Here is a 12482-nt window from a genome sequence, read left to right as displayed (position 1 = left end):
AATGTAGATTACGCCCCGCTTGTCGGAAACTTCCGGGGCTCAACAGAGAAAAAACGTAAATTACAGGGCATTTCGTAACGTAGGCTATAATAAATGCCGCGATGCCCACCGCGGAAGGATGTTCCGTTTGCTGTGGACGTTCGTGGATTTGAAACTACCATCCGCAATGAGCCACGCTATTCATAAGATTGTCAGCAAAGAACGCTGCCAATCTTATTTCATATCGCGGCGTTCGCCGCATCTCGGCATAAGTAAAGACAGCGAATTGTGCGCAAGCGCCCATCGCTGTCTTCACTATGCCTATGCGCGGCTATGCTTTCGTAACTTTCCAGTTACAGCAGTTCCTTCAGCATCTGGTTGACGCTGGCGGGGTCTGCCTTGCCTTTCATGGCCTTCATGGTCTGGCCTACCAGGAAGCCGATGGCTTTCTCTTTGCCGTTGTGGTAATCCTCGACAGACTGGGAATTAGCGGCAATGACTTCCTCCACGACTTTACGCAATGCGCCTTCGTCATTGACGGTCTTTAGTCCCTTCTCTTCCACATACTGTTCGGGATCTACATCTTCCTCAAACATCACCCGGAATACTTCTTTTGCTACAGAAGAGTTGATGACTTTGCCGTCTACCAGCGTGATCAGCCTGCTCAGATGCTCCGGTGAGAACCGGATGTCCTCCGGCTCCATCTCTTTTTCTTTTAACAGGCGCATAGTCTCCACCATCAGCCAGTTGGACACCTTCTTGGGCTGGCTTCCCAGTGCCACGGAAGCTTCAAAGATATCTGCCAGATGCTTGGAGCCGGTGATGATCTCGATGTCGTATTCCGGAATATCGTATTCTTCCTTGTAACGCTTCATTTTCTCGGTGCGGAATTCCGGCTGTCTGCTGCGGATGCTTTCCAGCCACTCATCGCTGATATAGACCGGTACCAGGTCAGGATCCGGGAAGTAACGATAATCCTGTGCATCCTCCTTGGAACGCATCGCATAGGAATATTCCTTATTATCATCCCAGCGTCTGGTCTCCTGAATGACCTCTTTGCCGGCCTCCAGCAGATCGATCTGCCGTTCCCGCTCCCCCTGAATGGCTCTGGCGATGGCCTTGAAGGAATTCAGGTTCTTCATCTCGGTACGGGTTCCGAACTTTTCCGCTCCCAATTCTCTCACGGACAGGTTCACGTCCGCACGCATGGAGCCTTCCTGAAGCTTACAGTCGGACGCTCCCAGATACTGGATCAGCAGACGTAATTTTTCCAGATAAGCAATAACCTCCTCTGCACTGCGCATATCCGGTTCGGATACGATCTCGATCAGAGGCACACCGGAGCGGTTGTAGTCCACCAGTGTGCAATCTTCCCAGTCGTCATGCACCAGTTTACCGGCATCCTCCTCCATGTGGATCTCGTGGATACGCACCGGTTTCGTGTAAGTGTTACCGTCCTCTCCCGCTACCTCGATCTCTACGGAACCGTTGCGGCAGATAGGCAGGTACAGCTGGGAGATCTGATAGTTCTGCGGGTTATCGGGATAGAAATAATTCTTACGATCGAATTTACAATACTGTGTGATGGTGCAGTTGGTCGCAAGACCTACTGCCACCGCATATTCCACCACCTGTTTGTTCAGCACAGGAAGAGATCCCGGCATACCGGTACACACCGGGCAGGTATGAGTGTTGGGTCTGCCGCCGAACGCCGTGGAACAGCCGCAGAATATTTTCGTCTTCGTGGCAAGCTCTACATGCACTTCCAGACCAATTACTGTTTCATATTGTTTTGCCATGTTGCTTACCTCCTCTGCTCATAGGTATAGGCTGCACGGATCAGTGTCTTCTCTTTGAAGCAGTCACCGATGAGCTGCATGCCGATAGGCAGTCCCTTGGAATCCGTGCCGCAGGGAACGCTGATACCGGGCAGTCCCGCCAGGTTGATGGAGATGGTGTAGATGTCTCCCAAATACATCTTGATAGGATCCGCCAGACTGCTGCCCAGCTTCGGTGCCGTGGTGGGTGCCACCGGCCCAAGGATTACATCGTATTTTGAAAATGCCTCATCAAAAGCCTTCTTGATCAATGCTTTTACGCGGAGTGCCTTCAGATAATAAGCATCATAATAGCCGGAACTTAACACGAAGGAGCCCAGCATGATACGACGCTTCACCTCGGGTCCAAAGCCCTGGGAACGGCTTCTCTTGTACATGGTATGCAGATCCTCCGCATCCTGCGCACGGTAACCGTATTTTACACCATCGAAACGTTCCAGGTTGGAGCTGGCCTCTGCAGCCGCGATCGTATAGTAAGTGGGAATCGCATAGTCCACCAGACTTAAATCGAACTCCTCCACTTCTGCCCCCTGTGCTTTCAATACTTCCGCTGCTGCCAGTACCGCATCTCTTACCTCAGGATCCAGTCCTTCCCCGAAATAGTCTCTGGGAATACCAATCTTCATTCCCTTCACATCCGCTACCAGTGCGGAGGTGAAATCTGTGTTCTCCCGCTTCATGGAAGTGGAGTCCTTAGGGTCATGGGAGGTGATGGCCTCCAGTACGGTGGCACAGTCCGTCACGTCCTTCGTCAGCGGTCCGATCTGGTCCAGAGAGGAACCATAAGCAATCAGTCCGTAACGGGATACCGTTCCGTAGGTGGGCTTCATGCCGACGACTCCGCAATAAGATGCGGGCTGTCGAATGGAACCGCCGGTATCGGAACCCAGTGCTGCAAAGCATTCCTGCGCTGCTACTGCCGCTGCAGAGCCGCCGGAGGAACCGCCGGGCACATGCTCCGGGTTTCTGGGATTCTTTGTCACTCCGTAATAAGAAGTCTCCGTGGTGCTGCCCATGGCAAACTCATCCATATTGGTCTTGCCCAGAATCACTGCGCCTGCCTTTTCCAGATTCAGCACTGCTTCCGCACTGAAGGTCGGCACAAAATTCTCTAAGATTTTAGAAGAGCAGGTAGTCAGGGTTCCCTCGGTGCACATATTGTCTTTGATAGCAAAGGGAACCCCGGCCAGAGGCCCGGTCAGTTCGCCTGCTTCGATTTTTTTCTGTACTTCCGCTGCCTGCTGCAATGCCTTTTCCCGTTCTACGGTCACATAGCAGTGGTAGGTATCTTCGCTGGCTGCGATCTTATCCAGAACGGCCTGCGTGGCTTCCACCGCCGTAGTCTTACCTTCCCGGATCGCCTTAGCCAGCTCTACTGCTGTCAGGGATAAAATATCCATATCCATTCTCCTTTTTTAATGTCTGATGGAAAACCATTACCGCCTAAATGCTGTAACCAGATTATAAAGCGGTATTCTACCCGATTTCTAATCAAAAGTCTTTGGTACCACAAACATGTTGTCCTTCTCGCCGGGGGCATTGGCCAGGGTCTGTTCACTCTCATCCCCATTGGTCACCACATCCTCACGGAAGACATTCTGAACCGGGAATACATGAGACATAGGTTCCACTCCCGTTGTATCCAGTTCGCTTAGTTTGTCGATATAGTCCAGCATTCTGCCCATATCCTTTTTCGCCGCTTCCTTCTCTTCATCAGAAAGCTCAAGTTTTGCCAGAATGCCTACATATTCTATGGTCTCGTCACTGATCACGTTCGCCATACTAATTTCCATTCCTTTCCATTCCTGCATGTTTTCAGGTGCTTTCCTACGAAACTCATAGCACCCTGTGCAGTCACAAATTGACGCGTACCATCAGAACTTCTTCACGAAAGAGCCTCTGCTCTGAGTAATCAGAAGTTCTTTCCGCACTAATCTCTCACTTTAATGTGTACCTCACGCAGCTGCTGTTCCGTCACTTCGCCGGGAGCCCCGCACATCAGATCCTGTGCATTGCCGTTCATGGGGAAAGCGATCACCTCACGGATGTTATCCTCGTTCCGAAGCAGCATGATCATACGATCCACGCCGGGAGCCATTCCCGCATGAGGGGGGGCTCCGAACTGGAACGCCTGATACAGTGCTCCAAACTTGGTCTTTAATGTCTCTTCGTCATAACCTGCAATGGCGAACGCTTTTTTCATGATCTCGATGTCATGGTTACGTACTGCACCGGAGGACAGTTCCACGCCGTTGCATACGATGTCGTACTGATAAGCCAGGATCTCCAGCGGATCCATGGTGTTCAGTGCTTCCAGACCGCCCTGGGGCATAGAGAACGGATTGTGGGTGAATCCGATCTGCTTCGTCTCGGGATCCAGCTCAAACATCGGGAAATCGTTCACATAGCAGAAACGGTAAGCATCCTTCTCGATCAGATTCAGTTTCTCGCCCAGCTCAGTACGGATATGACCGGCATAGTAGTTCGCCTTATCCTCTTTGTCCGCAATAAAGAAGATGGTATCTCCGGCCGAAAGTCCTGCCATTTCTGCCAGTTCTCCCTTCATCTCTTCGGGAATAAACTTATCGATGGGTCCCTTGTAGCTCATATCCTCTGCCACTTCGAGATAACCAAGTCCACCCATACCAAGAGAAGTTGCAAAGCTTAGCAGCTTCTCATGGAAGCCTTTGGACATCTCCGCATGTACCTTGATGGCACGGACGGTTCTGCCGATAAACGGCTTAAACGTACATCTCTGGAAAAACTCCGTCACATCCATAATTCTCAAAGGATTGCGCAGATCCGGCTTGTCACAGCCGAACTCCAGCATGGCCTGTTTGTAACTGATGATGGGGAACGGTGTCTCAGTGATCCTGCTGCCTTCGGGAGCAAATTTCTCAAAGGTATCATGCAATACTTCCTCGCCGACCTTGAAGACATCCTCCTGGGTCACGAAGCTCATCTCGAAGTCCAGCTGATAGAACTCTCCGGGAGATCTGTCTGCTCTGGCATCCTCATCACGGAAGCAGGGAGCGATCTGGAAATACTTATCGAAGCCGGAAGCCATAAGCAGCTGCTTATACTGCTGCGGTGCCTGGGGCAGCGCATAGAATTTTCCTTTAAATTTTCTGCTGGGAACAATATAGTCTCTGGCGCCCTCGGGAGAAGAAGCACACAGGATCGGGGTCTGGATCTCCAAAAATCCCATGTCCGTCATCTTCTGGCGCAGATAACTGATCACCTTGGAACGAAATACAATGTTATCCTTTACTTTTGCATTTCTAAGGTCAAGATAACGATATTTTAATCTCACATCTTCCCGGATCTCTTTAGACGTCTGGATCTCGAAAGGAAGCTGTTTATATACTCTTCCCAACACATCGATCTTGTGTGCTTCCAGTTCGATGGTGCCGGAAGGAATCTTCGGGTTGTAGGTCTCTTCGTCTCTGTGTTCCATAAGACCGGTAATGGACAGGCACATTTCCTTGGTGATGCCCTTTAAAAGCTCCGGCTTACGGATGACCACCTGTAACACACCGTACATATCCCGCAGATCGATAAAGGATACGCCGCCGTGGTCACGGATGTTCTCCACCCAGCCTGCCACCTGCAAAGTCTGTCCGATCTGCTGTTCACTGATCTCTTTCATTGTTAAATCTCTGTACATATCGCACCTCCTGTTATATAGTGTCCCGAATGTGCGCTCCCTGTACAGCTTATTTTTGAATACAAAAAGCCCCGGGACATGTTAAAACATATCCCGGGACGAATCATCTAATCCGTGGTACCACCCGAATTGACAGGCGCCTTTGCCTATCCACTTTTGTCACTTAACGCGTGCAACGTGTCATCCTAGCTGCATGTGATATTCTGCAGTTCAGATCACCTGCTCCGGAGTGTTCCCTTCGCCAGCTTCCGCAAACAGCGCTCTCAGTCGGTGACGCTGTATTCCTGTCGTTTCCCTTGGCAAGAGTCTCTTTCATAGCATTTACAAAATAGTTTTTCAACTTAGATTTATAATATTCGCACAAATCAAATCTGTCAAGCGTTTTTTCATTGTAACAGTTCAGCCATGGACATATCCGAGCGCAAAAATCATGCTTGCATGATTTTTCGAACGAATATGTTCATGAGATGAGCGCCGGTTTATGAGCAAAGGGGGGGCTAGTTGCATGCACTCTTGAACTGATTCCAGATCTCCGCATGCAGATCCTCTGCCTCCTGGGAGATATTCTGCACGATCTCGCCCTCCGCTGCATCTTCCGGCAATACGATCATTTTCTTCATGTCGTCGGAAATATACTCTTCCGCAGCTTTGTTGGTGCAGTAGTAGCCGATATACTCATAGCATTTCGCCGCATTCTCAGGATCGTTGATATAGTCCAAAAATGCATAAGCCGCATCTGCATTGGGTGCCTGGGAAGGTATAAATCCGGCCATAATGCCGAAGCCCAGTCCCTCCTTGGGATATACCACTTCCAGATCCGGTCTCGCCTGCAGTGCCGCAGATACCTGGGAAGTATACAGGAACGCTGCTGCCACCTCGCCGCTGATCAGATAATCCTGCGTATTATTGTCATTGATCACACGGATATTGGGAGCCAGACTCAGAAGCTTCTCTCCTGCTGCCCGGATCACATCCAGATCCTCGGTGTTGAAGGATTCTCCCATGGTCTTTAAGGTGATGCCGTCGATAACACGATAGTTTGCCGTCAGTGCCACGTTATTTTCCAGTGCCGGATTCCACAGATCCTCATAGCCTGTGATCTTCACATCCGTCAGTCCCGGATCGTATACGATCAGAGGTATGCCCGCTCCGTAGGGCACGGTATATTCGTTCTTCGGGTCATAGAACTGAGACATAAATACAGGATTCAGGTTATCATAAGTACTGATCCTGGAAGTATCCAGCTTCTGAGCCAGGCCCTCCTGAATGGCCAGCTCAATGATATAGTCATCCGCAATGACCAGATCGTAATCACCGCCCTTGGTTTCTTCCAGCTTCGCCAGCATGTCTTCATCATAATCAAAGTTGGAATAATTGATACGGATACCGGTCTCTTTTTCAAAACCATCTAAAATCTCCTGGGGGAACATGCCGTCCCAGGTATAGAGATTCAGTTCTCCCTTATCTTCTTTCCCGCCTGCTCCACAGCCGGTAAACAACGTGGCCAGCATGGTCGCTGCCAACAGCATTGCCAGCTTTTTCTTCATAATCTCCTCCTTCGATACAGTTCTCCTGCATCATCTGCTATGCATTTTTATGTTGTTATTTATCCGCAATTGCATTTGCGGAATCGTTCTTTCCTCATTTTCCCCCGGCAGCTTTCTCTACAGCTGTCTGCGACTTACGTCCCAGCACATACGCTCCCGCCAGACACAACAATATCACAAACAGCATCACTGTTGCAAGTGCATTGATCTCCGGGGTCACGCCGGTCTTTAATTTCGTATAGATCTTCACCGGCAGGGTGTTGACCTTCGGTCCGGTGACGAAAATACTGATCACCACATCATCGAAGGACATGGCAAATGCAAGCAGCACTCCCGACAGGATCGCCGGCAGGATCTGCGGCAATATCACATCCCGGAATACCTGCCATTTTGTGGCTCCCAGATCCAGTGCCGCCTCTTCCAGCGACCGGTCCATTCCCACCAGTCTCGCCCGCACCATGGTAAAAATATAGGGCACACAGAACGTGGTATGGGCGATCACCAGAGTAACCATGCCAAAGGGCAGTCCCATCAGGGAAAATACGGATAAAAATACCATTCCCAGAATGATCTCCGGGATCATGATGGGCAGCGTGGACACATAGGCCACGGCATCGTCCAGTTTCCGTTTTCTGCGGCTCATCCCCAGTGCTCCCGAAGTGCCAATCAACACCGCAAAGGCACAGCTAAGTACCGCAAGGATCAGGCTGTTAATCAGTGCTTCCCCCAGATCTCTGTCCCGGAACAACTCCCGGTACCATTTCAGGGAAAAGCCTTCCCACACAGAGGTCAGTTTGGAAGCATTGAAGGAATACACCACCGTCAGCAGGATTGGAATATAGGTCAGCACTGTGATCACCGCCACATATACAAAGGGCCATTTTTTCTTTTTCATACGCTACATCATCCCTTCCAGCTGTGAGGTTCCGGTGATCTTGCGGTACAGGCGGATCATCACGGAAGTCAGTATCATCAACACCGCAGACAGCGCCGCCGCAAAAGGCTGGTTCCGCCCCTTGGTGATCTGTTCCTGGATCACACTGCCTACCAGCACGATCTTATTGCCGCCCAGAATATCCGCTATGAAAAACAGTCCCATGGACGGAATAAAGGACAGCACCACGCCGGACAAAAGTCCCGGCAGCGTCAGCCGGAAGCTGACGGTCCAGAAGGCTTTCCACGCCGAGGCTCCCAGATCTCTGGAGGCTTCCACCAGAGAGACATCCAGCTTCTCTGCACTGGAATACACTGCCAGGATCATAAAAGGCAGCAGGGAATAAACCATTCCCACTACCACTGCCGGATAAGTGTAAAGCAGCTTTAACGGCCGATCGGTCAGATGCAGTCCCATCAATATCTTATCCAGCACACCGTTGCTTCGGAAGACAATGATCCAGCCGTAGAGGCGGATCAGCGCACTGGTCCAGAACGGGATCATGATGAGCAGCAGCATTCTCCGTTTCCAGACAGCGTTCATTTTCGCCATGAAATAACCGTATGGATACCCGATCAGTGCCACGAAAAAGGTGGCAGTAAATGCCAGCTTCAACGACTGCCAGAAAGTATCCAGATACAGCGGTTCCAATATTCTCTTATAATTGTCCAGGGTGAATGTAAAGTCCACGCCCCAGACCTGTGCTCTCTGTAAAAAGCTCAAAAGGAACAGATACAGGATCGGCAGAGCCACGAACAGAATCGTGAACACATACATAGGGATCATCAGTCCGACATTCCCGCTTCTCCTGCGGCTGTTACTTGTGATTTTCGTCTTTGTCATTATCTATTACCTTTACTGCGTCTTTCGCATCCCAGCCGATCTGCACCTTCTGTCCCGGCTGTAAGTCATTGTCGATTCCATAGCGGCTGGCGGTCAGAGTCTGTCCGTCCGGCAGGCCAAACAGAATGCGCAGCTGCCCTCCGGCAAAGCTTTTTTCCACCACGACAGCCTCCTGTGTGCAGGCTGCCTCCCCGTTCATCAGAATGTTTTCCGAGCGGATGGCAAAAGTCTCCCCATTTTTATGCAGAATATTCGCATTTCCCACAAAATCCGCCACATAGCTGGTCTGCGGCTGATAGTACACCTCATTGGGCGTCCCCAGCTGTTCCAGGATGCCTTCGTGCATGACACCGATGCGGTCCGACATATTGATGGCTTCTTCCTGATCGTGAGTGATGTAAATAAACGTGATCCCCAGCTGCTTCTGCAGACGTTTCAGTTCCAGCTGCATCTGCCTGCGCAGCTTCAGATCCAGTGCTCCCAGCGGTTCATCTAACAGCAATACTTTCGGCTCATTGATCACCGCTCTGGCAATGGCAATACGCTGCTTCTGTCCACCGGACAGCTGATCCGGCATCCGTTTTCCATACCCTTCCAGCTGTACCAGACGAAGGGCCTGCTCCACTCTCTCTGCAATCTCTGCCTTGGGAACTTTTCGGATCTTCAATCCATATCCTACGTTGTCCGACACATTCATATGCGGAAACAGGGCATAATTCTGGAACACCGTATTGACATCCCGTTTGTTCGGCTCACGGTTCGTAATGTCCTGTCCTTCCAGGATCACCTGTCCGACATCCGGCAGTTCCAACCCCGCAATAATACGCAGCGTCGTGGTCTTGCCGCAGCCAGAAGCTCCCAACAGGGTAATAAATTCTCCCTGTGCCACCTCCAGATCAATGCCTTTTAATACTTCTGTATTGTCAAATGATTTCCGGATCTGCCGAAGTTGTAATATACTTTCGCCCATGCACCGGCTCCTTTCCTCATTTTCATATATCATTTTTGATACAGATTCTACCGTATTTTTTTATCTCAGTCAATCCTTTATCCCCAGGCAATAAAAACGCTAAAAACAGGCTGCCGGCTTCAGAGCCGCCAGAATATCAGGCATTAAAAAATGCCAAGCCACAGGTTTTCATCCTGGGCTCAGCACCATATTTTACAACTCAACAACCCGGTCATTCACCTGTGTAAAGCTGCCTCCGTCCATATTTTTACGTACAAAGGGAACCCCCCTGCGCACATAGTATACATTATCCTGAAGCAGGGCATCCGGATTCTCTGACGGGCTGATCGTACCACCGAGATCATCATAGCTGATATTATCGCGGAAGGTATTATGGATCGCCTCCTGCAGACAGAACATCACACAGCCGCCTTCATTCTGCCTGCTGTAATTGGATTCATACACCGTTCCGTCCCCGGAATCCGCATCATATGCCATGCCGTCCTGATTGAGTCTGGTGTCCGTGACTTCATTATAACGAAACAGGGCATCCTTGCATTTCCAGGGCCAGATCCCGGCTGCCACTTTTCCCATCCGGTCACCCGGCTCGCAATAGATCCGGTCATTGATCTCGCAGGCCACAGAGTCTGCCATATTATGCTCCACCAGAGGACGCAGGGCATACATCGGCGTGATCCCATCCCCACCGGCCTCTTTTACATAATTATTCCGTATCTGCATATTTTCATGTCCATAGTTCAGAAAAACGGCTTCCGTAAGCTCTGCCCCCCGGAACTTATCATGGGCATAGGTATAGCCTGCTGCAATTCCCCAGCGGCTGACCCGGTGCACGAAGCATCCTTCAATAACGATATCCCGATACCGTGCCACACCCGTCAGCTCCTCACATTCCGGGCGGAGCGCTGTCATATAGATCCCACCGTTGTTCATGTGTTTATCGTAGACATTCCCATGGACATCATGGATCCACAGATTCCTAAGTGTAATGCCGCTCCGCACCCCTTTGTCCTTAGCTGCCACAGCCACACCGGTACGGTTCATTTTCTCACCCAAGCTATAACGCTCTCCCGGGATCATGCTGCCTTCATTCGTGATCTCCAGATCCTCGACCACAATATGCTCTGCATCGTACAAAAGCACTGCGGAAGATACATAGCCGTGATACACATGCGTAGGTGCATCCAGCGGGGTCCCATAATCCTGATACCAGATCCCCTGTCCGCAGGCATCGATCCGCGGCGGTGCATCTGCTGTGCCGTACGCTCCGATCACGATCGGTGCCTCTTTCGTACCGCTGTCTGTCACATGCAGATATTGTCCGTAAAATACACTGCCCCGCTCCAGCAGGACACGGTCGCCCGGCTGCAGGTGTCTTCGATTGACAGCAGACAGACTGGCAAACGCCGTACTGCATGTGCGTCCGTCATTTTCATCACTGCCTGTTCTCTGACTCACATAATATGTCGCAGATAAGCCTGTCATATGCATCCTCCCGTAACCGTTTCTCAATGATCTGTGACACCTCCTCATAGGTAAAATAATCCCCATGATAGCGTCCGAACAGATCTCTATTCTGTTCGTAAAAATCCCGTTTCTCCTGCTCCGTGAAATCCGGGCAATAACCACCTTCCCGGACCTTCTCACACGGCTGCACAAAATCCAGCTTCAGGCGGGTCAGCTCATATTGCAGATACGCCGGTGCGGAAAAATAATGCGGTCCGTAGAACCGCTGTCCTTCCTGTTCCATTCTCCGCAGCTCTTCATTGTGCTTCTGTCGTCGGGTCTCCAGACCCTCCATGGTGGGATCCTCGATCAGGCCCATTCTATGCGCCAAAAGGAAGGCTCCCTGAGCCTTCCTGATATGCGCCTGTGTCATAGTTTCCTGTTTTTGCATTTTCTGTTGCATTATTTCACTGCTCCCGTAATTCCATTTGCAAAGCTCTTCTGTAAACACAGGAAGATGATCGCTGTAGGAAGTGTACAGATCAATACTCCCAGCATCAGCATACCATAATCCACACTGTATCCACTCTTCAGATTGGCTACTAACATCGGCATGGTGATCGCCTTGCTGTCCTGTAAAATGATCGTCGGCCACAGATAATTATTCCACGCATTCATAAATGTAACCGTCATCGCCGCTCCATAGGTAGATTTCATCACCGGGATGAACATCCGGAAGAAAATCTGTATTTCGCTCAGACCTTCCAGTCTGGCAGCCTCGATAATATCATGAGGGAAAGAACGTGCCGCCTGTCTGAAAAGCATGATCATAAACGGAGTCGAGATGGATGGCAGTGCCAGTGCGATCCAGGTATTTACCAGCTTCCAGGAGGTAAACATCTTGAACAGGGGGATCATGATCGCTACGAACGGAAGCATCATTGCCAGCAGCAGAATACTCATCAGAATATCCTTGCCCTTATCATGATAGATCTCAAATCCATAACCGGCAATGGAACAGATCAGCAGTGTCACAACCGTGATCACGATCGCATTGCGGAAGGAATTAAACATTGCAAGTCCGAGATTCTGCATGTCGACCAGGGTCTTGAAATTCTCGATCATATAGGTACCCGGGATCAAGCGTCCTCTTACCACATCAATACTCTGGTTAGTCGCGCCGCACAGCATATAATACAGCGGAAATGCTGACAGAAAACTTGCTATCACTAAGATCGTGTAGGAAATCATTTGTTTGAAT

At 50.4% G+C, this 12482-nt stretch carries 11 protein-coding genes; all 11 read right to left on the bottom strand.

Annotation, left to right across the window (positions count from 1 at the left end; all coding sequences use genetic code 11):
• Positions 1-332 precede the first annotated feature (332 nt).
• The 11 genes from gatB to ACLTOH_RS08095 all read right to left on the bottom strand — a co-directional run bounded on the left by gatB (position 333) and on the right by ACLTOH_RS08095 (position 12472).
• On the bottom strand, positions 333-1778 hold the full coding sequence (gatB, locus tag ACLTOH_RS08145; protein ID WP_412223899.1) for an Asp-tRNA(Asn)/Glu-tRNA(Gln) amidotransferase subunit GatB: 1446 nt from the start codon (positions 1776-1778) through the stop codon (positions 333-335).
• A gap of 5 nt (positions 1779-1783) precedes the next feature.
• A complete protein-coding gene (gene gatA, locus ACLTOH_RS08140; protein ID WP_412123685.1) occupies positions 1784-3217 on the bottom strand; it encodes an Asp-tRNA(Asn)/Glu-tRNA(Gln) amidotransferase subunit GatA in 1434 nt (477 codons plus the stop codon).
• Positions 3218-3304: 87 nt separating this feature from the next.
• The gene (gatC, locus tag ACLTOH_RS08135; RefSeq protein ID WP_118502249.1) at positions 3305-3598 is read right to left on the bottom strand and encodes an Asp-tRNA(Asn)/Glu-tRNA(Gln) amidotransferase subunit GatC; all 294 of its coding nucleotides are present in this window, start codon (positions 3596-3598) and stop codon (positions 3305-3307) included.
• 149 nt (positions 3599-3747) lie between these two features.
• A complete protein-coding gene (gene aspS / locus ACLTOH_RS08130) occupies positions 3748-5484 on the bottom strand; it encodes an aspartate--tRNA ligase (RefSeq protein WP_118730560.1) in 1737 nt (578 codons plus the stop codon).
• A gap of 497 nt (positions 5485-5981) precedes the next feature.
• Entirely contained in the window at positions 5982-7031 is a 1050-nt protein-coding gene (locus ACLTOH_RS08125; protein ID WP_118668983.1) for a spermidine/putrescine ABC transporter substrate-binding protein, read from the bottom strand.
• Between the two features lie 94 nt (positions 7032-7125).
• Entirely contained in the window at positions 7126-7926 is an 801-nt protein-coding gene (locus ACLTOH_RS08120; RefSeq protein ID WP_022312858.1) for an ABC transporter permease, read from the bottom strand.
• Between the two features lie 3 nt (positions 7927-7929).
• Entirely contained in the window at positions 7930-8808 is an 879-nt protein-coding gene (locus tag ACLTOH_RS08115) for an ABC transporter permease (protein ID WP_022312859.1), read from the bottom strand.
• Positions 8783-9778: an ABC transporter ATP-binding protein gene (locus ACLTOH_RS08110; RefSeq protein WP_022312860.1), complete on the bottom strand. Its 996-nt coding sequence runs from the start codon at positions 9776-9778 to the stop codon at positions 8783-8785. Before ACLTOH_RS08110 ends, ACLTOH_RS08115 begins: the two co-directional genes overlap by 26 nt.
• Before the next feature lie 192 nt (positions 9779-9970).
• Positions 9971-11260: a right-handed parallel beta-helix repeat-containing protein gene (locus ACLTOH_RS08105; protein ID WP_022312861.1), complete on the bottom strand. Its 1290-nt coding sequence runs from the start codon at positions 11258-11260 to the stop codon at positions 9971-9973.
• The gene (locus tag ACLTOH_RS08100; RefSeq protein ID WP_022312862.1) at positions 11211-11684 is read right to left on the bottom strand and encodes a hypothetical protein; all 474 of its coding nucleotides are present in this window, start codon (positions 11682-11684) and stop codon (positions 11211-11213) included. The genes ACLTOH_RS08105 and ACLTOH_RS08100 overlap by 50 nt, the downstream gene beginning before the upstream one ends.
• On the bottom strand, positions 11684-12472 hold the full coding sequence (locus tag ACLTOH_RS08095) for a carbohydrate ABC transporter permease (protein ID WP_182426979.1): 789 nt from the start codon (positions 12470-12472) through the stop codon (positions 11684-11686). Before ACLTOH_RS08095 ends, ACLTOH_RS08100 begins: the two co-directional genes overlap by 1 nt.
• Between the last annotated feature and the right edge of the window lie 10 nt (positions 12473-12482).

Origin of the sequence: Waltera sp. (assembly GCF_046969025.1) — a bacterium.
In the GTDB taxonomy this organism is placed as follows: domain Bacteria; phylum Bacillota; class Clostridia; order Lachnospirales; family Lachnospiraceae; genus Acetatifactor; species Acetatifactor acetigignens.
The sequence above is the reverse complement of the archived record's forward strand: the minus strand, read 5'-3'. Positions and strand labels throughout refer to the sequence as shown.